26 protein-coding genes are annotated in these 25,400 nt (G+C 28.5%); 17 read left to right on the top strand and 9 right to left on the bottom strand.

All coding sequences use genetic code 11. The features are described from left to right. Position 1 precedes the first annotated feature (1 nt). The 3 genes from RCG18_RS03600 to RCG18_RS03590 are packed head-to-tail and all read left to right on the top strand — an operon-like array spanning position 2 to position 3,161. The gene (locus tag RCG18_RS03600) at positions 2-1,090 is read left to right on the top strand and encodes a glycosyltransferase family 4 protein (protein WP_308040068.1); all 1,089 of its coding nucleotides are present in this window, start codon (positions 2-4) and stop codon (positions 1,088-1,090) included. 59 nt (positions 1,091-1,149) lie between these two features. Beyond that, positions 1,150-2,325 carry a glycosyltransferase family 2 protein gene (locus RCG18_RS03595; protein ID WP_308040067.1) on the top strand — a complete coding sequence of 392 codons (1,176 nt, stop codon included), beginning with the start codon at positions 1,150-1,152 and terminating at the stop codon, positions 2,323-2,325. Between the two features lie 53 nt (positions 2,326-2,378). Continuing rightward, a complete protein-coding gene (locus RCG18_RS03590; protein WP_308040066.1) occupies positions 2,379-3,161 on the top strand; it encodes a PIG-L family deacetylase in 783 nt (260 codons plus the stop codon). A 127-nt stretch (positions 3,162-3,288) separates the two neighbouring features. Here the strand turns inward: RCG18_RS03590 and RCG18_RS03585 are convergent, their stop codons facing one another. Beyond that, the gene (locus tag RCG18_RS03585; RefSeq protein WP_308040065.1) at positions 3,289-4,050 is read right to left on the bottom strand and encodes a glycosyltransferase family A protein; all 762 of its coding nucleotides are present in this window, start codon (positions 4,048-4,050) and stop codon (positions 3,289-3,291) included. 175 nt (positions 4,051-4,225) lie between these two features. Between RCG18_RS03585 and RCG18_RS03580 the strand changes: the two genes are divergently transcribed. Together RCG18_RS03580 and RCG18_RS03575 are read left to right on the top strand one after the other, a co-directional pair. Continuing rightward, a complete protein-coding gene (locus RCG18_RS03580; protein WP_308040064.1) occupies positions 4,226-4,663 on the top strand; it encodes a glycosyltransferase family A protein in 438 nt (145 codons plus the stop codon). Positions 4,664-4,723: 60 nt separating this feature from the next. Then, the gene (locus tag RCG18_RS03575) at positions 4,724-5,146 is read left to right on the top strand and encodes a galactosyltransferase-related protein (RefSeq protein WP_308040063.1); all 423 of its coding nucleotides are present in this window, start codon (positions 4,724-4,726) and stop codon (positions 5,144-5,146) included. A 45-nt stretch (positions 5,147-5,191) separates the two neighbouring features. Here the strand turns inward: RCG18_RS03575 and RCG18_RS03570 are convergent, their stop codons facing one another. Next, entirely contained in the window at positions 5,192-5,959 is a 768-nt protein-coding gene (locus tag RCG18_RS03570; RefSeq protein WP_308040062.1) for a glycosyltransferase, read from the bottom strand. Positions 5,960-5,983: 24 nt separating this feature from the next. Next, a complete protein-coding gene (locus RCG18_RS03565; RefSeq protein WP_308040061.1) occupies positions 5,984-6,751 on the bottom strand; it encodes a glycosyltransferase in 768 nt (255 codons plus the stop codon). Positions 6,752-7,033: 282 nt separating this feature from the next. Here RCG18_RS03565 and RCG18_RS03560 point away from each other — a divergent pair, with 282 nt between their 5' ends. The 4 genes from RCG18_RS03560 (at position 7,034) to RCG18_RS03545 (ending at position 10,228) form a co-directional block, all read left to right on the top strand. Further along, positions 7,034-7,948, top strand: coding sequence for a UDP-glucose/GDP-mannose dehydrogenase family protein (locus tag RCG18_RS03560; RefSeq protein ID WP_308040060.1), 915 nt, complete (start codon positions 7,034-7,036; stop codon positions 7,946-7,948). Beyond that, complete coding sequence (locus tag RCG18_RS03555; protein ID WP_308040059.1) at positions 7,945-8,391, top strand: UDP-glucose/GDP-mannose dehydrogenase family protein; 447 nt, start codon at positions 7,945-7,947, stop codon at positions 8,389-8,391. The genes RCG18_RS03560 and RCG18_RS03555 overlap by 4 nt, the downstream gene beginning before the upstream one ends. Before the next feature lie 20 nt (positions 8,392-8,411). Beyond that, positions 8,412-9,197, top strand: a complete 786-nt coding sequence (locus tag RCG18_RS03550; RefSeq protein WP_308040058.1) for a hypothetical protein — start codon at positions 8,412-8,414, stop codon at positions 9,195-9,197. Between the two features lie 140 nt (positions 9,198-9,337). Beyond that, complete coding sequence (locus RCG18_RS03545) at positions 9,338-10,228, top strand: glycosyltransferase (RefSeq protein ID WP_308040057.1); 891 nt, start codon at positions 9,338-9,340, stop codon at positions 10,226-10,228. Positions 10,229-10,309: 81 nt separating this feature from the next. Here RCG18_RS03545 and RCG18_RS03540 read toward each other — a convergent pair whose 3' ends face one another. Beyond that, complete coding sequence (locus RCG18_RS03540; RefSeq protein WP_308040056.1) at positions 10,310-11,071, bottom strand: glycosyltransferase family 2 protein; 762 nt, start codon at positions 11,069-11,071, stop codon at positions 10,310-10,312. Positions 11,072-11,240: 169 nt separating this feature from the next. On the opposite strand from RCG18_RS03540, the gene RCG18_RS03535 reads away from it, so the two are divergent. Further along, complete coding sequence (locus tag RCG18_RS03535; RefSeq protein WP_308040055.1) at positions 11,241-12,254, top strand: glycosyltransferase; 1,014 nt, start codon at positions 11,241-11,243, stop codon at positions 12,252-12,254. Beyond that, entirely contained in the window at positions 12,214-12,396 is a 183-nt protein-coding gene (locus RCG18_RS03530) for a hypothetical protein (protein ID WP_308040054.1), read from the top strand. The genes RCG18_RS03535 and RCG18_RS03530 overlap by 41 nt, the downstream gene beginning before the upstream one ends. Positions 12,397-12,530: 134 nt before the next feature. On the opposite strand, the gene RCG18_RS03525 is transcribed toward RCG18_RS03530, so the two are convergent. After that, positions 12,531-13,160: a hypothetical protein gene (locus RCG18_RS03525; RefSeq protein WP_308040053.1), complete on the bottom strand. Its 630-nt coding sequence runs from the start codon at positions 13,158-13,160 to the stop codon at positions 12,531-12,533. 294 nt (positions 13,161-13,454) lie between these two features. Here RCG18_RS03525 and RCG18_RS03520 point away from each other — a divergent pair, with 294 nt between their 5' ends. Next, positions 13,455-13,658, top strand: coding sequence for a DUF3343 domain-containing protein (locus RCG18_RS03520; RefSeq protein ID WP_308040052.1), 204 nt, complete (start codon positions 13,455-13,457; stop codon positions 13,656-13,658). 102 nt (positions 13,659-13,760) lie between these two features. On the opposite strand, the gene RCG18_RS03515 is transcribed toward RCG18_RS03520, so the two are convergent. Further along, positions 13,761-15,044, bottom strand: a complete 1,284-nt coding sequence (locus RCG18_RS03515) for a hypothetical protein (RefSeq protein ID WP_308040051.1) — start codon at positions 15,042-15,044, stop codon at positions 13,761-13,763. A gap of 311 nt (positions 15,045-15,355) precedes the next feature. Between RCG18_RS03515 and RCG18_RS03510 the strand changes: the two genes are divergently transcribed. The 3 genes from RCG18_RS03510 to RCG18_RS03500 all read left to right on the top strand — a co-directional run bounded on the left by RCG18_RS03510 (position 15,356) and on the right by RCG18_RS03500 (position 18,251). Then, the gene (locus tag RCG18_RS03510) at positions 15,356-16,921 is read left to right on the top strand and encodes a YncE family protein (RefSeq protein WP_308040050.1); all 1,566 of its coding nucleotides are present in this window, start codon (positions 15,356-15,358) and stop codon (positions 16,919-16,921) included. A 69-nt stretch (positions 16,922-16,990) separates the two neighbouring features. Beyond that, a complete protein-coding gene (locus RCG18_RS03505) occupies positions 16,991-17,965 on the top strand; it encodes a hypothetical protein (RefSeq protein WP_308040049.1) in 975 nt (324 codons plus the stop codon). Positions 17,966-17,981: 16 nt separating this feature from the next. Next, positions 17,982-18,251, top strand: a complete 270-nt coding sequence (locus RCG18_RS03500) for a DUF3343 domain-containing protein (RefSeq protein ID WP_308040048.1) — start codon at positions 17,982-17,984, stop codon at positions 18,249-18,251. A 19-nt stretch (positions 18,252-18,270) separates the two neighbouring features. On the opposite strand, the gene RCG18_RS03495 is transcribed toward RCG18_RS03500, so the two are convergent. Beyond that, the gene (locus RCG18_RS03495) at positions 18,271-20,019 is read right to left on the bottom strand and encodes a hypothetical protein (RefSeq protein ID WP_308040047.1); all 1,749 of its coding nucleotides are present in this window, start codon (positions 20,017-20,019) and stop codon (positions 18,271-18,273) included. Between the two features lie 280 nt (positions 20,020-20,299). Here RCG18_RS03495 and RCG18_RS03490 point away from each other — a divergent pair, with 280 nt between their 5' ends. Together RCG18_RS03490 and RCG18_RS03485 are read left to right on the top strand one after the other, a co-directional pair. Then, positions 20,300-21,274: a glycosyltransferase gene (locus RCG18_RS03490; protein WP_308040046.1), complete on the top strand. Its 975-nt coding sequence runs from the start codon at positions 20,300-20,302 to the stop codon at positions 21,272-21,274. Positions 21,275-21,368: 94 nt separating this feature from the next. Beyond that, positions 21,369-22,364: a glycosyltransferase gene (locus RCG18_RS03485; RefSeq protein ID WP_308040045.1), complete on the top strand. Its 996-nt coding sequence runs from the start codon at positions 21,369-21,371 to the stop codon at positions 22,362-22,364. Between the two features lie 171 nt (positions 22,365-22,535). Here the strand turns inward: RCG18_RS03485 and RCG18_RS03480 are convergent, their stop codons facing one another. Next, a complete protein-coding gene (locus RCG18_RS03480) occupies positions 22,536-24,119 on the bottom strand; it encodes a DNRLRE domain-containing protein (RefSeq protein WP_308040044.1) in 1,584 nt (527 codons plus the stop codon). A 154-nt stretch (positions 24,120-24,273) separates the two neighbouring features. Continuing rightward, on the bottom strand, positions 24,274-25,323 hold the full coding sequence (locus tag RCG18_RS03475) for a glycosyltransferase family 2 protein (RefSeq protein WP_308041956.1): 1,050 nt from the start codon (positions 25,321-25,323) through the stop codon (positions 24,274-24,276). Between the last annotated feature and the right edge of the window lie 77 nt (positions 25,324-25,400).

Below are 25,400 nucleotides of genomic sequence, written 5' to 3'. Positions count from 1 at the left end.
GATGAAAGTTTTGTATGTGTATCCTTTTTGTGGCTTGGGTGGTGTAGAAACTTCCATTATAAATAAGATAGAAGCATTAAAAAGTCTAAAAATACATGCTGAAGCAATTTTGTTAAATGTTTGGAGTGAAGGTGGTAAATATATTTTAAATAATAATATAAAAGGCAACTTGACTATAGAGGAAATAATAAATATATTAAATAAAGATTTTGATGTTATAACAATAATTGATTACCCACAATTTATTAACTTAATAAATAAACTTAATATTAAAAGTAAAATAATTTATGAAACACATTGTTCTGAGTTAGATCAAATAAAAAAATCTTGTAATGTAGTAAATCACAAAAAAATTTCAGCCATTATAGTGCCATCTATCTTTAATAGAGAAACAATTTTAAAATTGACAAAAACCAACAAAAAAATTTTTGTTTTATATAATCCAATTAATATGAAGCAATTTACTAATATACCTAACACACAATTAGATAAAAGTTATCAAAAGTTTCTTAATAAAAGAAATGTTATTTGGATTGGTAGATTAGAAAAAAATAAGAATCCTATTGAATTTATTAAAATGGGTAATATATTACTTCGAAATAATAAAGACTTACATTTTATAATGATTGGTGATAAATGCGGCAACCATAGTTATTTTAGATTTATTAAAAGTAATATACCAAAAAACTATATATCTAATTATACATTTTTTCATAGTATACCAAATAAAAAAATGCCTGAACTCTTTTCCCTAGCTGCAAACACAGGTGGATGCTTAGTTTCATCTTCTGAAAATGAATCATTGCCGATGATATTTCTTGAAGCAATGGCTTGCAAATGTCCTATAATATCGACTGATGTAGGAGGAGTTAGAGAACTTATTGTAAATAACAAAAGTGGTAAAATCTATAAACTTAATAATATTAATGAAGGTTGTAAGGCTATTAATGAATTAATTGATAAAGAAAATACAGCAGTTAGAAAAGAAATAGTTAATAATGCTTACTCAATGGTGAAATCAAGGCATTCAATAGAACGGGTAGCTGAGAAATATAGAATAATTTTAAATCACATTTTTCAAAAACAATAAATTTGAATATAGGTATTGTTCATTGTTATCTGTGATTCTAGGCAGGAAGGGGACTTTAGATGGATAAGATAGAAGCAAGCGTTATTATGCCCACATATAATAGAAAAGATTTAATTGAATTAAGTCTATATTCATTTAATAATCAAGAATATCCAGTAAATAAGTTTGAAGTCATTGTAATTGATGATGGTTCAAGCGATGGCACGTATAATATGATTAAATCACTTAAAGTAAATTATAAATTAAAACTTTTAAGAAATGAAAAAAACTATGGCGCAGCATTTTGCCGCAATAAAGGAATAAAAATTGCCAACGGAGATATTATAATTTTTTCTGATAGTGATTGTATAGTTCCTCCAAATTTTATAAGTGGTCATCTAAAATACCATGAAACTTCCTCAAATATAGTAGTTTGCGCATTAATTAGTTGGAAAAAAGTTTTTTCTATTTATTATAGCAAATTTGATTCTATACAAAAATCTGAGTTTGAGTATGCTAGAAGAAATATACCTAAATTTAATAATAGACTTATAGATATAGATTTTAATTATAAAAATAACTTTAAGATCTTATTCAAAGATGATATAAAATATATTAATAAATTTAGTTATATTCCAGATTGGAGTGAAGGTTTTTTAGGTAAAACAATTAAAACTTTCGGTATAACTTTAGAAAAGTTTCAATATCCCTGGGTTTTCTTTGGAACAGGTAATGTCTCTATCCGTAAAAGACATATTATTGATGCAGGAGGATTTGACACCACATTGCTAAGAGAAGAAGATTGGGACCTTGGGTACAGGCTATATAAAAAAGGTATTAAATTTATATGTGCTTTAGAATTGGAAAGTTCTCATCAAGAACATGTAATTGTAAGTAAAAGAGAAGAAAAGATGATTAATAGTTATAAGAGAATCTTTAGTAAGTATGGTGATACTGAAATGCTGCTTTTTTGTTTATTTAATGAAAATATAATAGACTTAGTAACTTTATCTAATGGTGTTTCAGAATATAAAATGTTATTGCAAAATAGAGAAAGATATGAATCAGTGATATACAAATTTAACCTACTTTTAAAGTATAGAGCTAATTCATTTTTAGAAAAAAAGAAAAAGACAAACAGATTTATAAATATTGACAATGAATTGAGAATGTTATCTCCAATAAAGTATAGGCTTACTTCATTTATAAAAATATTTAATGAATTATCAAGAGTTACCGCTTTGCGATTTAATTAGATAATTAAATCGTAAATTTTTATTACAAATGAAATTTAGGGGAGGGGTTTTTTATGAAGCAATATTTATTTTTATCTCCTCATTTGGATGATGTAATATTATCTTGTGGAATGTATATACACAAATTAATACAAAATAATTCTAAAGTAATAATAGCCACAGTTTTTTCTGGATCAATAGAACCACAGTATTTATCACCATTAGCAAAATGGTTTCATAGCACGTGTAAGCTTGGTAATAATGCTATGATGGTCAGACGATTAGAAGATAAAAATGCATCTAAATTTGTTAAAGCTGATAGTATACATTTAAATTTGCATGAATGTTTATATAGAAGAAATGCAAATGGGTCACCTAGATATTTGAGGGAAAGTAATATCTATAATGCAAACTTAAATAAGGAAAAAGACACAATAAATAAAGTTAATTTAGTTTTAAAAGATAAATTTAAATTAAATAATTTTGAAAGAATCTATATTCCTCTGGGAATTGGTCGGCATATAGATCATTTAATCTTAAGAAAAGCTGTTGAAACTTTATGCACTCAAGTTGATAAAAATATAAAGAAAATCAACTATTATGAGGATATTCCTTATGCTTGCAGCAATAGAGATGTTAATTGGAAAACTGAACTTACAAAAGGCCTTAATTATTATTCATATAATATTAATGAAGAAGAATTTAATATTTATATAAAAGCAATATCACTTTATAAGTCTCAAATTCATATGCTATGGAGTAATAATATAGAAATGAGGAAGCAGTTAAAAAATTACTTTATGGATAGTAAAAGTAAAATGTTAAAAAGTAGAGTTTGGGAAAAAACATTTTTTTAGTGAAGAACTATTTAAACTTGTGTTACTATCTTTTAGATAAAATAAAAACAGTATCTTATAGTATGTAACTAAGCCACCCGTTTTACGGGTGGTTATGTTAAAGTATTTATAGTATATGCTTCTATTTTCATATTGTTATAAGATTAGTAAGTTTTATTTTAAATGGAATATTTATAATGCAACTCGTAAGTAGTTCTTTTTGGCTTATTTGCCAGGTATGTTCATGTAAATTTTTATTCCTCATATAAACATAATTATATTTATCTGAAGAAAATATCTTTAAACCAGCACTACTACAATCATTTAAGAAGTAATTATCCTCTCCAATATTTAAACTTCTGAATTTAACTTTTTTAAATACTTCCTTTTTAAATAATATAGTACCTCCTGCTAAATGATTTACATATCTATTCTCATAATTTGGTAAAAAAATACCCAAGTTATTATTATTTTGAAAATAGATAAAGCAGGTGGCTTTGCCTGTGATTTGAGCATCCGTATATTTAAACACATTCATAAGATCTATTAGATAGTAGGCTCCGTAATAATCATCATCATCTATTTTAGAAATATAATCATATTTTGATTGTTCAATACCCAAATTTAGACATTCACCGAGAGTATAGTTTTCACCCAATTGAAATATTCGTACATCTTTTAATCCTTCAGCTTTCATTTTATAATCTTTTATATTTAATTTATCGTTATTTAAGATAATTATCAGTTCTTTGTAAGGATAGATTAACCTATTATAGTTTTTAAATATGCTATTAATATACTTTGATTTGTTGGTAGGAACTATAATAGAGACTCCAGGCTGAGAAGTTTTGCTACACTTTTCTCTAATTCGTTTAACTAAAACTCTTTCTTTTGCAAATTGTTTTAGCATATATTATACCTCCTAAATTTCCTGATTTAAACTAATTTTATGGAAGCGTTATATCTTAATAATATAAAATATTCACATACATAATTATTGTGATAAAAAATAAAATTATCAATTTTATAAATTGCTCATAAACTAAATTAATGTAGAGTTAAAAATATGAAAAGGAGAATGCATTTTGATAAAAACTGAATTTAAACCAGAAGACTTAATAGATGCTTCTATAATTATCCCATGTAAAAATGAAATAAAAACTTTGAAATCAACAGTGGATTCTATAATGAATTCTAAAAATTCTCTTAAATTTGAAATAATAGTGGTAGATGATGCATCTGTAGATCAAAGTACAGCATTTTTAAGATCTGATTTAAACAAAGACATTTATAAAGAGGTTATTTTAATAAAAACAAAAGGAATAGGTTGTGCTAAGGCAAGAAATATCGGAGCACAGGTTGCTAAAGGAAAGTACTTATTTTTTTGTGATGCTCATATAAAAGTGGAAGACAGATGGTTAGATGATTTAGTAAATACATTAAAAAGTTCTAATGCTCATTTAGTAGCTCCTTGTATTACTGACATGGCAAATACCTCTTTTAAGTATTATGGCGGTACTTGAAATGATAAACTTCAATTTATCTGGTTATTAAACAATCCTAAGAAAATAACTGAAATTCCTATGGCTGGTGCTGCAGCTTTGGGTATGACTAAAGAAGTATTTAAAAAAATAAATGGTTTTGATCAATTTTTTCAAGTATATGGTGCAGAAGACCAGGAAATATGTCTTAAGGCATGGCTTCATGGCTATAGAGTTGTAGTTAATCCGGCTGTAGAGGTACAGCATCATTTTAGAACAAAGCATCCATATCAAGTAACTACAACTAATATTATTTTTAATATGCTATGTCTTGCCTATTCTCATTTTAGAAAAGAACGTATCATTAAGATTATAGACATTGCAAAAAATCATCAATTCTATTCTAGCGTAGCAGAGGATATAAAGCTCAATATGAATTTAATTATTAAACAAAGAGAAAAATATTTTAAAGAACGTGTATATGATGATGATTTTTTCTTTGAAAGATTTAACATTTATTTTTAATAAATAAACCTATAATCCTTATTAGATTATAGGTTTATTTATGCTTTATACTGTTACGAAGGGAATAAAATTTGTTGTAACGAATAATCTTTGAGCATGACGTCTCATAAGTTGTTCTGAGGTTATCTTCCAGGTATGCTCATCTAAATTTATATGCTTCATATAAACATAATTGTACTTATCAGCAGAAAACATCTTTATTTTACTGTCATTACAATCTCTTAAAAAGTGAGTATCTGTTCCATTCTCTTTTATATTTTTAAATTTAACTTTCTGAAATATCTCTTTTTTAAATGTTAAAGTACCGCCTGCTATATTGCTAGGCACATATCTGTTTTCACGATTTGGTTGTCTAATGCTTAAAATATTGCTATCTTCGAAATATATAAAACGAGAGTTTTTACCTGTAAGCTGAGCATCTGTATATTTAAATACATTCATAAGATCTGTTAGATAGTTAGCGCCATAATAATCATCATCATCCATTTTAGAAATATAATTGTATTTTGATTGTTCAACACCAAAATTTAAACATTCTCCTAGGGTACAGCTCTCATCCAATTGAAATATTTGCACATCTTTTAAGCCTTCAGCTTTTATCTTATAATCCTTTATATTTAATTTATTATTGTTTAAAATAATTATTAATTCTATATATGGATAATTGAATCTTGTATAATTAGTAAAGATATTATCGATATATTTTTGTTTACTAGTAGGAGCTATAATAGAAACTCCAGGTTGAGAAGCTTTGCTGCATTTTTCCCTAATTTGTTTAAGTAAAACTTTTTCCCTTGCTATTTGTTCTAACATACTTTACCTCCTATAAAAATTAAATTATACAGTTACAAAAGGAATGAAATCTGGTGTAACTAAAAATTTTTTACTGTAATATTTCATAAGTTCTGATGAGCCTATCTTCCAGGTATGTTCATCTAAACTTAAATGCTTCATATAAACATAATTGTATTTATCAGCGGAAAACATCTTTATCTTAGCATTATTACAATCCCTTAAGAAGTGAGTATCTGTTCCAGCACCCTTTAAATGTCTAAACCTAACCTTCTCAAATATTTCTTTTTTAAATGTTAAAGTACCTCCTGCTATATTGCTAGGCACATATCTATTTTCATAATCTGCTGAAAAAATACCTAAAGTATTATTATATTCGAAATATATAAAACGAGAGGTTTTGCCAGTAACCTTAGCATCTGTATATTTAAATACATTCATAAGGTCTGTTAGGTAATTTTCTCCGTAATAATCATCATCATCCATTTTAGAAATATAATTGTATTTCGATTGTTCAATACCAAAGTTTAAACATTCACCTAGAGTACAGCGTTCATCTAATTGAAATGTTTGCACACCTTTTAAACCTTCAGATTTTATCTTATAATCTTTTATATTTAACTTGTTGTTATTTAAAATAATTATCAATTCTCTATATGGATAATTAAATCTTGTATAATTAATAAATATATTATCCATGTATTTTGCCTTACTGGTAGGGGCTATAATAGAGACTTCAGGTTGAGAAGTTTTACTACATTTTTCTCTAATTTGTTTAAGTAAAATCCTTTCTCTTGCTATTTGTTCTAGCATACTTTACCTCCCATAAAAATTAAAGCTTCTATAGAACATTGTAATATTCTAGTATAGTATATTCAGGCGCATAATTATCGTGATAAAAAATAAAGTAGTGATAACAAAGCAATTATAGGTATAGTAAAAAGATATTACTAACTAATTTCATTTTTATGCATATTGTAATAATAGAAGTATTTGATTTATTTATATACAAGTTAAATAGACTAATTAAGATTTAAGAATAATATCACTACTCTAAGAACTATTATTATAGTTACTGCATAGGGGGAATTAATTATGAGAATATCAATAGTAGGGACTGGCTATGTTGGTTTAGTAGCAGGAGCCTGTCTTGCTGATAATGGGAATAATGTCATCTGTATTGATATAGATAAAGAAAAAATTGAAATATTAAGAAATGGCAATATATCTATTTACGAACCTGGTTTGAATGAAATGGTTCTAAATAATGTTGATAATGGGAATTTGCAGTTTACAACTAATATTAAATCTGCTGTAGAAAACTCAGATATTATATTTATAGCAGTAGGCACACCACCTAGTGATGATGGTAGTCCTGATTTGAAATATGTGGTTAGTGTTGCAAGGGATATAGGTAAATACATGAATGAGTATAAAGTTATTGTTAATAAATCTACAGTTCCAGTAGGAACTTCTGATAATATTAGTCAAATAATAGAGAATGAGCTGCGTAAACGAAATATTGTGATAGATTTTAATGTTGTATCTAATCCAGAGTTTCTTAGAGAGGGAAATGGAATAAAAGATTTCATGGAACCAGATCGGGTAATAATAGGATGTGATAATGATAAAGCAAAAGATATAATGGAAAAGTTATATTTAAGCATAGTACCACAAGATAAAATAATATATATGTCTAATAAGGCTGCTGAAATGACAAAATATGCTTCTAATGCTATGTTGGCAACAAGAATATCTTTTATAAATGATATATCAAATTTGTGCGATATTTTAGGAGTAAATATAGAAGAAGTAAAGAACGGAATGGGGAGAGATAAAAGAATAGGGGATTTATTTTTAAACTCTGGAATAGGATATGGTGGTTCCTGTTTTCCAAAGGATATAAAAGCACTTATAGGAATGGCTAACAAAAACAAATATAATATGCTTTTATTAAAAGCAGTAGAAGAAGTGAATAAAAATCAAAAAAGATTTTTGTCCAAAAAGTGATAAAATATTTTGAAACTATTAATGAAAGTTTAAAGGGAAAAGTTTTTGCAGTATGGGGATTGGCATTCAAAGAGGAGACAGATGATATGAGAGAAGCACCAGCTATAACGATAATAAATGAACTTTTAGAGATGGGAGTTAAAATCATATGTTATGATCCCCAAGCTATAAAGGAAGCTCATAAGATATTTGGAGATAAGGTGGTTTATGGCACTGATAAATATTCTATATTAAAAGATGCAGATGGGTTGCTGATATTAAATGAGTGGAAGGAGTTCAAAGAAGCAGATTTTAATATTATAAACCTTAATTTAAAAAATAAAGCTATATTTGATGGAAGAAATATATATACCCTTAAGGAGATGTTAGATAACCCTTTTGACTATATTTCAATGGGAAGAGAATCTATTTATAATTATAGAGAACAGAGTATATTTGTTTGAATTAAAAGGAGAAAACCGATATGAACGAGCAATCAAAAAAATTAGTAGAAAAATTAGTACAAAAGTGGTTAAAAGAAATAGGTGTAGTTTTAGAAAAAATACCTTATGATGATCATTATTTAGCCACATACAAATCAAAAACTAAAGTTGTATCTTTAATTGATATGAGCCTTAACAATACAAGCTTTAAATTGAATGGTTCAAAATTAAAGTCATGTATAATAATGAACAAACTTGGTATTCCACATATAGAAGTAACACCTTTACCGAAAAATAAAAACGATGCTTTAATTACTGCCGCACAATACCTTAAGAACAACAAATGTAAATTTGTAATAAGGGGAGAAAGGGGTACCTGCGGAACTAACACATTTTTTGTTGAGAGCAAAGAAGATATTATTTATGCGATAGCGTCTATATGCGGACAAGGAATCCAACCATTAATTTCACCCTATTATGAAGCTCCATTTGAGTACAGAGTATATTATTTAAATGGTGTATCTGAACTTATAGTAAAGAAATACAAGAATCCTAATACAGGTAAGCATAACTTATCCTTAGGAGCAAAAGCACTAGTAGAAACTAATTCTAAAAAAATAAAACAATTGAATATAATAGCTCAGCAAGTAGGTAAATTATTTGACCTAAGATTTGCCGCTATAGATATTATGAAAACAGAAAAAGGGCTTAAGGTTGTAGAGTTTGGCATTCCAAATATAAGAACATTTTCATCTATGTCTGTACAAAATGAAATTTTAGCTAAAAATCTGTTCCAAAAAGCATTTTTATTAAAATTTCAACAATGACAATTTTAATATTTATGAGAGACGCGGAATTGCGTCTTTTTTAATTTCTATGATATAAAATAAAGTTATCAATTTTATAAATTGTTCATATACTGGATTAGTGTAGGTTTAAATAAAAAATATGAAGAGGAGAATGTATTTTGATAGATGTTTCGATTATTATTCCATGTAAAAATGAAGTAAATAATTTGAAATCAACAGTGGATTCTATAATAAACTCTAAAAATTCTCTTAGCTTTGAAATCATAGTAGTAGATGATGCTTCTATAGATTTAAGCACGGAATTTTTAAAGGCTGATTTAAATAAAGACATCTATAAAGATATTATTTTGGTGACAACAAATAATGTAGGCTGCGCAGGAGCAAAAAATGCTGGTGCAAAAGTTGCCAAAGGAAAATATTTATTTTTTTGTGATGCACATATAAAAGTATCAAATGGATGGTTAGATGGTCTAGTAAATACATTAGAAAATACTGGTGCTCACTTGGTAGCACCTTGTATTGTAGATATGTCAAATGGTTTAGCAGCAGGCTATGGTATGACATGGGATGATCAACTTAGAGCTAAATGGTTAATAAATAAGCCTAATACTATAACTGAAATCCCTTTGGCATGTGGTTGTGCTTTTGGTATAGCAAAGGAAGTATTCGAAAAAATAAATGGTTTTGATCATTTTTATCAGATTTACGGTAATGAAGACTTTGAAATATGCCTTAAAGTCTGGCTCTATGGCTATAGAGTCGTAGTTAATCCAGATATAAAAATACGACATCTTTTTAGAAAAAAACATCCATATCAAGTAACTACAGCCAATGTTACTTTTAATACATTATGCCTTGCTTACTCTCACTTTGAAAAAGAACGTCTTATTAAGGTTATTCAAATTGTAAAAAATGATTATTTTTTTTCTACTGCAGCGGCAGATATAAGAAGTAGTTCAGACTTAATTCTTAAACAAAGAGAGAAATATTTCAAAGAACGTATGTATAATGATGATTTTTTCTTTAGAAAGTTTAATATTCATTTTTAAAAAATAAAACCTATAATGTAATAAAGATTATAGGTTTTATTTATATTTTAAGAAGCATTATTTTAGATATCGCTTTTACTTTTATATTGTTACAAAAGGAGTAAAGTTTGTTGTAACTAAAAATTTTATACTATATTTCATAAATTTTTCTGATCTTGCTTTCCAGGTGTGTTCATATAAATTTTTATGTCTCATATAAACATAATTATATTTATCAGCAGAAAATATTTTTATCCCAGCGTTATTACAAGCAATTAAAAAGTAGCTATCTTCTGAAATATTTACACTTCTAAATTTAACTTTTTCAAATATTTCTTTTTTAAATGTTAAAGTACCTCCTGCTATATTGCTAGGCACATATCTATTCTCGTAATTTGGTGAAAAAATACCTAAGGTATTATTATCTTCAAAATATATAAAACGAGTGGTTTTACCTGTAACTTGGGCGTCTGTATATTTAAATACATTCATAAGATCTGTTAAATAGTTTTCTCCATAATAATCATCATCATCCATTTTGGAAATATAATTGTATTTTGATTGTTTAATACCAAAGTTTAAACATTCACCTAGAGTACAGCGTTCATCTAATTGAAATATTCGCACACCTTTTAAACCTTCAGCTTTTATCTTATAATCTTTCATATTTAACTTGTTGTTATTTAAAATAATTATCAATTCTCTATATGGATAATTAAATCTTGTATAATTAGTAAATATATTATCGATGTATTTTGCCTTACTGGTAGGGACTATAATAGAGACTTCAGGTTGAGAAGTTTTACTACATTTTTCCCTAATTTGTTTAAGTAAAGCTTTTTCCCTTGCTATTTGTTCTAGCATACTTTACCTCCCATAAAAATTAAAGCTCCTATAGAATATTTTAATATCATAGTACAATATATTCATTTATATAATTACTGTGATAAAAAATAAAGTTAACAATTTTATAAATCGCTCATATACTGAATTAGTGTAGCTAAAATAAAAAATATGAAAAGGAGAGTGTATTTTGAGTAAATTGTTAAACAATAACAATTCATTATCTAATTTAAATATAGAAATTAACACGAATGAAGTAAAAGAAAATAAATCTTTAGAAAGTGAAATAAAAGCTAAATTTAAAACAGAAGATTCAATAGAGGTTTCTGTTATTATTCCTTGCAAAAATGAAGTAGAAAATTTGAAATCAACAGTGGATTCTATAATGAAATCTAAAAACGTTCTTAGCTTTGAAATTATAGTAGTAGACGATACATCTACAGATTTGAGCACAGAGTTTTTGGAATCGAATTTAAATAAAGATATATATAAAGATATTATTTTAATTAAAGCGAATAATTTAGGAGCTGCTGAAGCAAGAAATGCTGGTGCAAAGGTTGCTAAAGGAAAGTACTTATTTTTTTGTGATGCCCATGTAAAAGTGCCGGATGGATGGTTAGATGACCTGGTAAATACATTAAAAAATGCTGATGCTCAATTGGTAGCACCCTGTATTGTAGACATGTCAAATAGCTTAGCAGCAGGTTACGGTCAAACATGGGATAGTCAACTTAAAATTAAATGGTTAACAAATAATCCTAAGAATATAGTTGAAATTCCTATTGCATGTGGCTGCGCATTTGGTATAACTAAGGAGACATTTGAAAAAATAAATGGTTTTGACCACTTTTTTCAAATTTGGGGTAAAGAAGACGAGGAACTCTGTCTTAAAGCTTGGCTTTATGGCTATAGAGCTGTAATCAATCCGGAAGTAAAAGTAAATCATCTTTTTAGGCAAAAACATCCGTATCAAGTAACGACTTCTAATGTAACTTACAACATGTTATGTCTTGCTTATTCTCATTTTGAAAAAGAAAGCCTTATTAAGGCTATTAATATTGCAAAAAATGATTATTTTTTTTCTAAAGCAGCAGCAGATATAAAGTCTAATATAGATCTGATTTTCAAGCAAAGAAAGAAATATTTTAAAGAACGTCTTTATAATGATGAATTTTTCTTTGAAAAGTTTAACATTCCATTTTAATTTAGCGTTAAGAAAACCATTAGGTCATAGAGATGAAGTTGGAAGAGTTGATAGTACCGATAACTATGTAGTTAGCACAACTACATACAGGGAAGAGACTCTTCTTTATTTATATTTAAATATGATAGATATGTACAAATAAAAGATAAAAATTATATTAAAATATAGAAAGAAGAGAGATAAATTTAGAAAACTATACTTAGAAAAATCTTGTATACAGTTTTATGAGTAGAGGAATAAAGACCTTATTCCCCTACTCAGCATACTTTATGGTGATTACATGCACTCATCACATGTAAATGTAATAGTTCCGGAAATTTGCCATACTTGTTGGCTTTCATCACATGCAGTAGCGATCCTCGTTGCCATTAAATCGTTAACTATAAATTTAATTTTATTTGGATCAGTAGGTAGAACACAACAAATAATATCTTGTTGAAATAAACATATGAAATCTGTGCAACATACAAAGCTGCAATTTCCACACCTATCTTTAACGCCTAAACTTACAAATACTTCTGCGCATCCATTTATTGTTCCTTTAATTAGTGTTATTGTACAGTTGCCAATTCTTGTAGTACATTGGCCATCAGATTCAATAGATACGTTCTTTGGAACAACAGCAGCATGTATTTCATTAGGGTCAACATTTAGATCATTTGAGAAAGCAACTGCACAACAAAATGGTTGAGGAGTACAAGCATTGTCAGGAGAACAAGTTGGTATAGGTGTAGGTGTAGGCGTAGGAGTACAAAAAGGAACACTGCTATCATTCTGTAAAGGAGTAAAATTACTTACATTAATCAAATTTATTAATTCTTCTTTTTCTTCTTTACTTAAATCAGTAGCCACTTGTTCTTTGGATATGTTTTCCATATTGGTTATTATTTCTTGAATTTCTTTCACTTATTATCTCTCCTTTATAAAATAATGAATAATACTATCTACAATATCATTTTATGTAATAGAGTATAAAGTGTTACTGTTTAAAATGTTTTTTTATTATAATAGTGAGCGTTATATAAAGAAGAAAACTATTAAATAAAATATGAGTCTGTAAAAATTTAATTGTTAGAGAACATAAATTTAAAGTATGTGAACTTATATAATTTATTTGCATAATATGTATTAAAATATTACCCTGTAAAACTAGAGTATACTTTTTAAACTAATGGCAGCGTAAATTTAGGAGTTGATATAATGGAGGATAATGAAAGCAAATATCTTTTAATCTTTAAATCCTATAACCAAGCAATGTTATTGTATAATGAACTGCTAAAAAGAGATTGTGATGTTGAGTTAGTTTCAACGCCATGCAGACTTTCTAAAGGATGTAGTCAATCAATAGTCTTTAAAACAAAAGATGCAAAGAAGGTTATAGAAGAAGCCCAAAAAGTAAAATAATGTTTAAAGATATCTATAAGATATTCATAAGAAATGGTATTAAAAGTTATATTCATATTTAAAAGCAATATAAGCTAATAAAGCCCGGTATTTACTCCGGGCTTATAAGTTAAATTTGAAAAATTTCAAAAACCAACTTTTTTTAAGTTTTTGATTAAGAATTTCTAATTGTTTACTTTTTTGATCAAGTTCATCTTTTAAAATTAAATTATGTTGTGATAGCTCTATGATTTTTTTATCTTTATCATCTATGATAGATTGCAATTCTTCGATATATATCTTTTCTTTTTTGTTATGGTTTGACGCTGACTTATTTATGGGTACAAATAAGTTAGTAGTTGAAGAATCTTTATCTATATAAAATTCAGTTAAAGATTTATTTTCAAGGTTTATTATAGGATAAGGAAAAGCACCGGTAGCAAAAGTAGTAAAGATACCTTTATAGTCACCATCAGCTTTATGATTACTTAAGTAAACACCTGTAAAAAAGTTTTCTTTCTTATATATTAGAGAGTTTTTATTTCCCCAATCATTTTTTCCGTAAAAAGACTTTCTATATACTATCTGTCCATTTTCTTCCCAGATAATATAGGTAGCTCCCTCCTTATTTATTATATTAGCATGTGTTGAATTTGTAGTTCCATCTGAGATCATAATAGGTTTTGACCAATTAGAGTCAGGGGATCCTAATTCTTTATATTTGACAAAGGTCTGAATATTTTTATTGAAAGAATTGTTGTAACAAAGTAGTGCTATATTCTTGTCATTAATAAGAAAATTAGTGTTATTAGCAGATGGTACGAAAATCTTGTCCTCGTAGTTTGACCAAGTTTGCAGATCTACATCAAATAATTTAATTGTAAAACTATTATCATAGCTTCTTGTATAAAATAAATAAATATTATTATTGAATATATCCACTGTGTATGGATACATATATTTTGAAAATACAATATCGTCAATTTTTGTGTTATGAAAATTATTGTTATTCCAAAAACCATGATAGATACTATGATGAGAAGGATGAGATTTATTTTCCAGTATGTAAAAAATATGGGGTTTAAATTTAATTATTTTTAATGTAAGAAATAAAACATGAAATCCTCTATCTTTGGCATTAAAAATAGTAACATCTTTTTGAAAGTTTGATGGATATATGGTATATTTTATGTTTCCGTTAACAGAAGTATAAAGAACATGAAGCTTGTCTAATGAATCAATACTAACGGAGAAATCAATAATTTTTTCTTTAAATATAGATGAAGATGTAATCCCTTTATAGTTATAAGATTGTAAGAATAAGTTTTTGTTATTGTTTAATGTAAATCTATAGAATATGCTTTTAGAGTTTCTTACTACAAAACAGTATCTATTATTATAAATCACATTTTACACCCCACTTTGGTAAAAAGAGATAATTATTAAATCAATTCAAAACACATTAATTTCTGAATTAGTCATTATGCTCGTATTAGTAAATATTATTCTGAAGTATATATAAATATGAAACTTACTTAATCATAGTTAATAAAATCTTTTCTAAAAAAATAAATTATTTTTATATTAAAATCAGTAACACAACTTAATTAAATTCATATATTGTTATTAGAAAGCTATGCTTTTCTTGCCTTATCCACCTAAAAAATTAATGTAGTAGGAAAAATGTAATTAAAATAATTTAAAGGAGGAATGACTTAATGCCAGTATCTGATTTAACAAGAAGAATTAGATATTTCGTATCTACTGGTAGCGATGTCTCTATAGTAGATGGCTTTACTAATGCAATAACTAAAACAATTAACACAGGATTGGGAGCTACAGAAGTTGTTCTTGGAAGCGATGATCGTGTGTATGTAGCGAATGCAGGTTCAGATACAATATCTGCTATATGCATTAATGGTACAGTAAAGACCTATAATATCGCTAACAATGGATTTTTAGATGTATATGCCGAGGATGCGAAATTATATGTAGCTAATGGAACAACAGTTACAGTAAATGACTTGTTAAGTGGATCATTAATAGGAACTATCAATGGATTCACTAATGCACAGTATATAAAATTAAATAAGAGCTATAATTTATTGTTTGTTGTAGATACAGGAGACAATTCTGTAAAAGTAATTAGCACAGTAACCCTAACTGAGATATTCAGAATACCAACTGGATTAGCTCCAAATTTTATATTGCTAAGCGAAGATGGAACTAAGGCATATATATCAAACTCGGGAAGCGCAAGCATAACTGTAGTAAATCTCATTGATTATTCAGTTTTAGCTACCATACCATTAGGAGTAGGAGTTGTACCATATGGATTAACAATATTTGGCAATATATTGTATGTTGCAAATACAGCAGGAAGTGTAATACCAGTAAACATAATAACCAACACACTGCTGGCTCCTATAGTATTAGGGGGAAGCCCTCAACAAATAACATTATCACCTGATAAAACAAGATTATATGTAACAAACTTTGCGAATTTAAGTCTAAATATGATAGATCCTTTAACAAATGTCTTAATAGGAAGCATTGGTGGATTTATAAGCGGTCCTATATATGTTGTAGGAGCTTATGAAGGCTCTCTAATTTCTCCAGGAGATCCTATTGATTTAACTGACAGCTATCAGTTAGATGATATTTCTGAATCTGTATGTATTATAACTAATAAGGTCTTTGCACATTGTCAACAAAGGGTTTGCTTCCCTAATGTTACTGTAGATAGTTTTCCTGCTACGGGTGGACCATTTGTAATAGAAAAAATATCATTTGGTAATGGTTTTATAGTACCAGGAACAGAAGTTAGAGTGCCAATACCTGAAAGACCGAATTTCTCAAGAGTACAATTTGTTTTAAGAGTTCCTTATACTATAGAATATAGAAACGCAGCAGGAGTTACAGGAGAAATTACTGGATTCCTACCAGATATTGATAAGGATGTAATATTATTTATTCCAGAAGCTAGAGATGAGTTTAGTTTTGATATCGTAGTAGAAACCAGATCAGAGATTTTAAATAATCCTAGTTTTATAAATGGAGTATTGAATTTTGCAGTAGGAGTATTTATAGTATACAAAGTAGTAGGAGAAGTTCAACTTTTAATACCAGCATTTGGATATTGTCCAGCACCTCCAGAATGTGAAGAATGGATAGAACCACCAGGAGATGATGTATGTGAAAGATTTATAGATTTTACTCTGACTCCATTCCCAGAAGATTTCTTTCCATACCAATATGAGGATATAAACTGTTTAAATAGCTAAATAAATATAAGGGTTAAAAAGAGCAGGCACTTGTCTGCTCTAAATTGTTATTATTTGGAGGGGAAATTAATGGAAGAGTTGAAAAATGCTATAACTGAGGAAGAATTAAAAATAAGAGCAATAGACTTTTATGATAAATATAAAAAAGATGAAGAGTTACTTAAGCTTATTCAGAATGAGGAATTTCTATATACTTTATCAAAAATATATGATTTAATAAATAAAAATCCTAATAAAACAACGTCTCATAAGATAACAATAAAAAGTTATAGCAGCATAGAAGAGAAAAAAAGAATTATGGAAGATAAGTATAATATGAGCCAATATAAGCTTATAATGTTAAAGGATAAAACTGAACTAATTGAATTGTATGATTCAGATAAAGTTGTAGCGTATGCTTTTATAAGCTATGAGAATGAGTTGGACTTTGGGAAATATGGATTTTTGCATTTTATGGGATTTAGGAATAGTGAAGATAATAAGTATTATAAAAATTTTGAAAAGCTTATAGTACAAAAACTAAAAAATAGAAATATACAATATTTTGATAGAATTATAAGTTTTAAATATGATAACGAGAATGAAGATAGAGTTTTGGAAGAAATTAAGGATATGGGATATATGTGCATATGGAAAAATTCCAAAATAAAATTAAATATAAAGAATTGTAGCAACCTATCTGTTATCGGGGATATCAGAAGAGTTAAACATATTGAGATGGATTATACAGGTATAGGTAAAGTAATACCAGCACGATTTGAAAGTAAAAATGATATTTATGAAGGTAGTCTAGAAAAAGATAAGTTTTTTATAAATGTAATTAGTAAAGATGAAAAAGCTTTTGTAAATATATATATGTATAATGGGAAAATTGATGATAAAAATTATATTAAACAAGTATATAAGTTAACTTTTAAATTTTTATCAGAACATAACATAAAGGAGCTAGTCACATTTATATCTCCAGACAATATAATACTATTAAGGGATAATATTAACCTCGATATATTACAAAATATATATTGGTTGAGAAAAGAACTGTAATTGGGAGTTGGTAAATGTGTATAATGAACAATCTCAATATTTATTAGTTTTTGCTTCACATAACCAAGCTGTATTTTTATTTAATAAGCTTTTAAGAAAGGGATATAAAGTTGAACTTGTATCCACTCCATGCACTCTTTCGGCAGGATGTACTCAGTCTATAAAATTTATGGAAAAGGATATGCAAGCGATAAAAACAGAGATTAAGGCTGGGGCTATGAGAGTAAAAGGTATATATAAAATAGCTAAAAATGGACCTAGATACACCTATATAAAAGTAATTTAAAGGACCAGTAATTGGTCCTTTAAGTTTTAAATAAATCCATAAAACTTTTCTTTTTTGGTGTTTCTAAGCCATCTGTATCTTTATCCTTGTTTTGCAGTTCAAGCTCAAGTTTTTCTATTTTAATATTAAGATTTTGTATTAATAGCTCATTTTCACTTGCTAAGTCTTTCAGTGAAGCATATGAATCGTTTAACTCCTCAAGCTCAGACTCTTTTTGGGCAAGATTATTTTTAAATTGTTCAATTTCATTGTTCTTTAAATTAAGGATATTCTTAAGCTGCTCTAGCTCACTATCTTTTATATTAAGACTACCTTTGAGTTGTACTAATTCATTGTTATTTGTATTAAGGTTATTCTTGAGCTGTTCTAATTCGCTATTTTTTAAGCTTAAATTATCTTCAAATTGTTTTATTTCACTATCTTTTAATATAAGACTATTTTTAAGTTCTTCAACTACATTTTCTTTTAGATAAAGATCATTTTTTAATTTTTCTATTTCATCAATGCCAGTAGTTTTTTTGCTAATCTTATCTTTAAAATCGTTAAATCCTAAGCTATGAGAGCCTATAAAGTTAGTATAATTAGATTCTAAATCTGCAATATTTATATTTTCTATATCAGAACTTTGCGCATTATTGTCTATGGATTTATTGTTCAAATTACTATTTTGAGTAATTATTTTTAAGGTTTCTTTTAGTGGTCCATTAAGAGGATTAAATTTTTGCTCAATCTTTTTAAAATCAATTTTTAGGAATTCCTTTACAATATTATGCTCTAAAATAGTATAAGGAGGAGTTGTATTCACAAAGAATAGGAAATTACTTTTAGCAGTATATTGTAGATTTTTGTTAGATATATATTGACAACTAGATATTATATCCTTATATAATATTAATTTTTTTTCATCTAAGCTAGTAGTTTCGTAAAGAGACTTTTTCAATAACAATGTATCGTTATCTCGCCAAAATAAAAATATTGCATCATTTCTACATAATACAGATGGCAATAAAGGATCATAGGTATTAGTTCTAACTGGCAATCCATCAGACCAAGTAGAACTATTTACATTAAAATCTTTAAACTTTAATAATGTATTAGTATTTCTGGAAATATATGAATTGTAACATATAGCACCTATACCTAAGTTATTTATAAATAGTTCTGCATTTTGACAATTTGTAAGGAGGATATCTGTATCAATAGTTGACCACATGTTAAATTTCATATTAAACTTTTGTATGCAATATTTATCTTGTGAGTTTGTTGAATAAAAAACATAAATATTATTCTTATAAAAATCAATACTATAAGGTATTGATTTTTTTATAAGATATATTTCATCTAGTTTCTTAGAATTCCACATATTATTATATAAGAAGCTATGATTTATACTCCATTTATCGATAACATATTTGCTCTGTACCATGTAAAAAACGTGAATATTGGAAGAGATAATTTTTATGGTAAGGTAATTAATTTTATAATCCTTAGAAGGTACACTACTTATGGTTTTTTCAACATTTGGAAAATCTAAAGTTGAGTATTTTAAGACACCATCTTTATTTGTATAGATGATATGAATTCTATCCATATCATCTATATCTACAGAATAATCCAATATTGAGTGCTTATAGATGAACCTATTACTATTATTAATATTAGATTCATCGTAATTTTCTACATTTAAATTATTAAAAGAATCTAACCAAAATTTATAAACAATATTTTGCGAGCTATTTATAATATAAGGCAAATCTTTATAAATCATAAATCAACCTTTCCTTTATAATTACTAAAAATAACTATGTATAATTTAAGCTGTATTAATATATATGAAATTTAATAAAATTTTATTAATACAATTTAAGTAATTCAATTTTATTAAAATGAGCTTTTATCTATATTAAAATTAAGACACCAATATCAAATCCGAACATTTAGAACCCTAATCACCATTTTTTTTGTTGAACATATAATATATATAGAATAATAGAGTTTTATAACTGTAATAAACATTGTTCAATCAATGGGTGAAATGGAGGGTTACTATGAGAATTCTTCTTTTAGAGGATGCACCCATTTTTAAATATGGCTTTGCAGCTGCTATGATAAAAAAAGGAATTGAAGTTAAATATGCATCAATATGTTCTGAAATACACAAGGGAAACTTATATGCACTTCAAGAGGAAATAGAACAATTTAAGCCTAATGCAATACTAAATGCTGGTATGTGCGTTATGTATAACTTAAGTTCAATGTTTAACATTATAAAAAATTATTCTATCCCTTATATATATTGGGCTATTGAGGATCCAGTTTATTTCACACATATTTCATTAAAACATGCAATGATGTCTTCAATGTGTATGACTACAGCGGCTGAATGCATTCCTAAATACAAAAAATATGGAATAAATGCAGTATTTATGATGTTTGGATGTAATAAAGATTTTCACTATAAAGGAAATTTTAATTCTAAATTTGATCATGACATAATCTTCATAGGAAATAATTATAATCAACATTTTTCAAGAAAAAAAGGAGTAGATATTATATTAAAGCCTCTAATAAAAAGAGGGTATGATTTAAAGGTATATGGCAATGAGTGGTGGTTTGACACTTCTCAAAATTTTGTCTTAGATAAAAAATACTATGGAGGATATTGTCAGTATAAAGAACTTCCAGACGCTTATGCTACGGCTAAAATTGCTCTTGGAATGCATTCAGTTGCTAATTCTAATACTATGATGAGTATGAGAACTTTTGAAATAATGGGATGTGGAGGATTTTATTTGACACAACATACTCCAGCAATTCAAAGGTATTTTTCAAATGAAAAGCATTTAACCTGGAGTGAAAGCTCTTACGCTACTTTAAGAATGGTAGATCGCTATTTAAATAATAAGGATGGAAGGGAAAGAATAGCTTTGGAAGGGCAGAAGGAATGTTATTTAAAGCACAATTACGAGAAAAAAGTTGATAATTTTATACATGAATTAAAGATTAGAAATATTTGGAGATAGATATTGAGATTATATAAATAAGTTTTAATCATAGTTTATAAGGATAAAGTAAAATTTTTTATTAATGAATTAAAAAGGAAAGGAATATGGAGAGATGATAACGTTTATTCAAATGCCTAGTGTTCCTTTTGAGTGGATGGTTCAAAGACCACAACAAATTATGACCAAGCTTGCACGAAGTGGATATAAAGTTTATTATTTTGATAATAAGTCTCCGAAAGGAATAGTACAAAGAGAACCCAATCTTAGCACAATAGGAAAAGATTATAATACCTCAGATATAAAAACTGAGGGAAGTGTAATTTTATGGTGTAGTTCACCGGAACAAGTGCTTAATGTAGATAAAATTCCTCATGATTATATAATATACGATGTCGTAGATGATGCTTCAGAAGAATTTATAGGATGGGAGCCTTATATTGATAAAATGCTTGAAAGAGCTCATATAGTTCTTACGACTGCGGATAGACTTTACGAAAAATTTAAAATGCTTCATCCTAGAGTTTACCTACTGAACAATGCTGTTGATTTAGATAATTTTTCTTTAAATAAGATTGAAAGTCCAAAAGATCTGCCTACCTTTAGACCTGTTGTGGGTTATGTTGGTGCTGTAGCCACTTGGATGGATTGGAACCTTATAAATTTTATAACAAAAAATTTAAGATATAATTTTGTTTTTGTTGGTCCTTTCTATAATAGATTTAGGCCAAGGTTAATTAGAAGTAATATATATTATTTAGGAATGAAAAACTATAGTGAACTTCCTTATTATATAAATAACTTTAATTGTTGCATCATACCTTTTAAAGTTAACGATATGACTAATAGTTGCAACCCTGTAAAACTTTATGAATATTTTTCCTTAGGGAAACCTGTAATAACTACTGGCATGAAAGAAATATATAAATTTTCAGATATATGTTATATTGCAAATAATGCTGAAGAATTTAAGAGAGATATTGATAAAGCCGTTAACGAAAGAAGCAATGGACTGATAAATAAAAGAATTATAACAGCTCATGAAAATAGCTGGGATTCGAGAGTAAAGATGATTAAGGAAATTTTATATAATGAATTTCATATAGAATAGGGTTAAATATATTATAATAGAATTTAATATGTACGTTTAGAGCTTAAGGAATTAAATAGTATTAGCGATATCGTTTAAAGGGCTATGTATTATATAATGCATAGTCCTTTATATTGAACTCTTCATAACTGTAGAGGGCTCAGCAAAGTGCTGAGCCTTAATAAAATTATTTTAATGAACTTGTTCAATGATTATACTTGCATTATCTCCGGATGACAAGGATAGATTATTTCCAGTAACAACTATTTGTATATCGTGATTGCCGGAAGTGGCAGTAAATAATCCTTGGCCAACTATAGGTGTTCCTGAATTTACTAAGATAAATGTTCCGCCTGTTGAAATTCCATCAACTTGTATCTCAGCTCCAGCAAGAGCAGATACATTATTAGAATATAGGAGGAAAGTTACGCTAAAGCTGCCAGGACCATTTATCTGGAATGTGTAGGGGTTTATTTGCGAAATTGTAGATCCAAAACTCGATACTGGATTACCAAATGAAACAGGAGTCCCTGCGTTTATAGTAGTTGCCCCAGTATTTATAGCTGATAACCCAGATATTAAACCATTCGCAGGACCGGTAGCGCCTGTTGTGCCAGCAGCCCCAGTTGCACCAGTAGGACCGGTAGCACCTGTTGAGCCAGCAGCCCCAGTTGCACCAGTAGGACCGGTAGCACCTGTTGAGCCAGCAGCCCCAGTTGCACCAGTAGGACCGGTAGCACCTGTTGAGCCAGCAGCCCCAGTTGCACCAGCAGGACCGGTAGCGCCTGTAGCACCTGTTGAGCCATCAGCCCCAGTTGCACCAGCAGGACCGGTAGCGCCTGTAGCACCTGTTGAGCCATCAGCCCCAGTTGCACCAGTAGGACCGGTAGCACCTGTTGAGCCAGCAGCCCCAGTTGCACCAGTAGGACCGGTAGCACCTGTTGAGCCAGCAGCCCCAGTTGCACCAGTAGGACCGGTAGCACCTGTTGAGCCAGCAGCCCCAGTGGCACCAGCAGGACCGGTAGCGCCTGTAGCACCGTCAGCCCCAGCAGCACCTGTTGCTCCTGCAGCCCCAGTAGGACCAGTAGCACCTGTTGAACCTGTAGCTCCAGTTGCACCAGCAGGACCAGTAGCACCTGTTGAACCTGTAGCTCCAGTGGCACCAGTAGGACCAGTAACACCGGTAGCACCTGTCGGTCCCTGAGGGCCAGTAGGGCCTGTTGGCCCAATTGGGCCTGATATATCATATTCTATATTTAAGAAAGGCCTTTGTCCCACTGTAGTCCATTCAGTAGATCTATAACCTATGATAGAATCAAGAGTATTCTCTATTCCGACTAGAGTTATACCGTTATTTGGTGATAAATTATAGAACCAATTAACCACTAGATTAGTTATATCGATACTAATAAAATTGTTAACATCCATGTTAGTTACATTTATAGAATATAGGGTTGGACTCAATGCAGGTGCATTGTTCCAAGTAACTGTGTTTTGAGAGAAATTACTTGTATTTGTAAATACGTTAACAGTTTGCGGTGATAGTTCAGCATCTGTTTTATCTTTTCTATAAACAAATAAATTTAACGTGGCACTTAGTATAATGTTACCTAGAGGAATAATGTTAGCTAAATTAAACTTTAACAAGCTTCTATATGAATCACTAGCTTGAAGGTATTTTCCTGTAAATAAACTTTGTGAACTGCCAAAGTTGGTATTAGAGTAAAATTGAGATATATACGCATCATCACTAGGAATAACTTGTACAAATGACATGATTCTTACTCTCCTTTACTTTTTCATATTCTTTCTTTCGTGCTCATCTTTTCTGTCAATTACCTTAGTATTCCATGATACAATATATGTTTTTATTATAAAATCGTACATAAAACATATAAAGCTTTCTAGTTAGTTTATCTATAGAAGATTATTATTTAAATCCTAGACTTTCAAAGTATTTCTTATTATATAATATTCTTTCATCATTAGGCTTAAAGGTTCTAGCAAGTTCATTATGCTCATATGCTAATCTATGGTTTCCTAGTCTATCATAGCAAAGGCACAGTTGTAAATGAGGTAACCATGTCCAACAATCATTATTTATCAAACCCCAGGTATTAGGCTTTTCTAACTGGGTAGCTAGTTTATACCAAAATACTGCTTGATTAAACATATTTTTAGATAGATATTTATAACCTAAACGACAGCAGAATTCAGCTCTTGGAAGATCAAAATCAAAAGATTTATATATATATTTATCCATTTGCTCGATATCACCTAAATTATAATAGCAATCCGCTAGTTTACCGCAGGCACCTATTCTATCTTCTACCCAAGTATTTTCTATGTCTAAAAATTTTTTATAATATTCAACAGCTTTTTCAAATATTCTATGATCAAACAATTCATTGGCGTAATAATATAAATCTCTAGGAGAAAATGTTTCGCCTTTTTTTAAGCGATTTTCATATATTAAAAGATTTCTATCAGGAGAGTGATGTATTTTGCTATGGATTATAGAAACATCACTGTCTATAATTTTACCCTGTATTTGAGGATATTCATGGACAGCACCTATCCATTGGAAATTGTTTATACGTTTTAGAAGTCTAATTGATCGTACACTATAAGTAATATTACCATCGCAGTCTTTAGCAAGGATACAGTTCATAGTCATAGCATCTATAGATAGATCTATTAAATTTCTTAGTTCTTTAAATTTATCTCTGTCTTCTTCAGATAAAAAATCGTCAGCATCTAGTATAAAAATATAATCCATAGAAGCTTTGCTGCAAGCAAAATTACGGGCTGCGGCAAAATCATCTATCCATTGGAAATCATAAATTTTAGTAGTGTATTTACTTACTATAGTTTTAGTTTTATCTGTAGATCCTGTATCAACTATTATGATTTCATCCACTAGGTCTTTTACTGAGTCTAGGCATCTAGCTATAGTGTCTTCTTCATTTTTTACTATCATACATAAGCTTACAGTTATAAGATTTTCCAAGAGCTCATCTCCTCCTTAATTATGTTAATTATCTAAATTAAATAACA

Origin of the sequence: Clostridium sp. OS1-26 (assembly GCF_030915445.1) — a bacterium.
Classification (GTDB): Bacteria; Bacillota; Clostridia; order Clostridiales; family Clostridiaceae; genus Clostridium_AM.
This window is presented reverse-complemented; position numbering and strand designations above follow the sequence as displayed.

Excerpts from the sequence above, each read along its gene's own strand:
- RCG18_RS03490 (WP_308040046.1), top strand. The coding sequence starts at position 20,300 with ATGAGAATTCTTCTTTTAGAGGATGCACCCATTTTTAAATATGGCTTT.
- RCG18_RS03550 (WP_308040058.1), top strand. The coding sequence starts at position 8,412 with ATGAACGAGCAATCAAAAAAATTAGTAGAAAAATTAGTACAAAAGTGG.
- RCG18_RS03505 (WP_308040049.1), top strand. The coding sequence starts at position 16,991 with ATGGAAGAGTTGAAAAATGCTATAACTGAGGAAGAATTAAAAATAAGA.
- RCG18_RS03560 (WP_308040060.1), top strand. The coding sequence starts at position 7,034 with ATGAGAATATCAATAGTAGGGACTGGCTATGTTGGTTTAGTAGCAGGA.
- RCG18_RS03575 (WP_308040063.1), top strand. The coding sequence starts at position 4,724 with ATGGCTGGTGCTGCAGCTTTGGGTATGACTAAAGAAGTATTTAAAAAA.
- RCG18_RS03595 (WP_308040067.1), top strand. The coding sequence starts at position 1,150 with ATGGATAAGATAGAAGCAAGCGTTATTATGCCCACATATAATAGAAAA.
- RCG18_RS03570 (WP_308040062.1), bottom strand. The coding sequence starts at position 5,959 with ATGTTAGAACAAATAGCAAGGGAAAAAGTTTTACTTAAACAAATTAGG.
- RCG18_RS03495 (WP_308040047.1), bottom strand. The coding sequence starts at position 20,019 with ATGATTTATAAAGATTTGCCTTATATTATAAATAGCTCGCAAAATATT.
- RCG18_RS03485 (WP_308040045.1), top strand. The coding sequence starts at position 21,369 with ATGATAACGTTTATTCAAATGCCTAGTGTTCCTTTTGAGTGGATGGTT.
- RCG18_RS03600 (WP_308040068.1), top strand. The coding sequence starts at position 2 with ATGAAAGTTTTGTATGTGTATCCTTTTTGTGGCTTGGGTGGTGTAGAA.
- RCG18_RS03520 (WP_308040052.1), top strand. The coding sequence starts at position 13,455 with ATGGAGGATAATGAAAGCAAATATCTTTTAATCTTTAAATCCTATAAC.
- RCG18_RS03530 (WP_308040054.1), top strand. The coding sequence starts at position 12,214 with ATGATGAATTTTTCTTTGAAAAGTTTAACATTCCATTTTAATTTAGCG.
- RCG18_RS03590 (WP_308040066.1), top strand. The coding sequence starts at position 2,379 with ATGAAGCAATATTTATTTTTATCTCCTCATTTGGATGATGTAATATTA.
- RCG18_RS03480 (WP_308040044.1), bottom strand. The coding sequence starts at position 24,119 with ATGTCATTTGTACAAGTTATTCCTAGTGATGATGCGTATATATCTCAA.
- RCG18_RS03565 (WP_308040061.1), bottom strand. The coding sequence starts at position 6,751 with ATGCTAGAACAAATAGCAAGAGAAAGGATTTTACTTAAACAAATTAGA.
- RCG18_RS03475 (WP_308041956.1), bottom strand. The coding sequence starts at position 25,323 with ATGATAGTAAAAAATGAAGAAGACACTATAGCTAGATGCCTAGACTCA.
- RCG18_RS03510 (WP_308040050.1), top strand. The coding sequence starts at position 15,356 with ATGCCAGTATCTGATTTAACAAGAAGAATTAGATATTTCGTATCTACT.
- RCG18_RS03540 (WP_308040056.1), bottom strand. The coding sequence starts at position 11,071 with ATGCTAGAACAAATAGCAAGGGAAAAAGCTTTACTTAAACAAATTAGG.
- RCG18_RS03585 (WP_308040065.1), bottom strand. The coding sequence starts at position 4,050 with ATGCTAAAACAATTTGCAAAAGAAAGAGTTTTAGTTAAACGAATTAGA.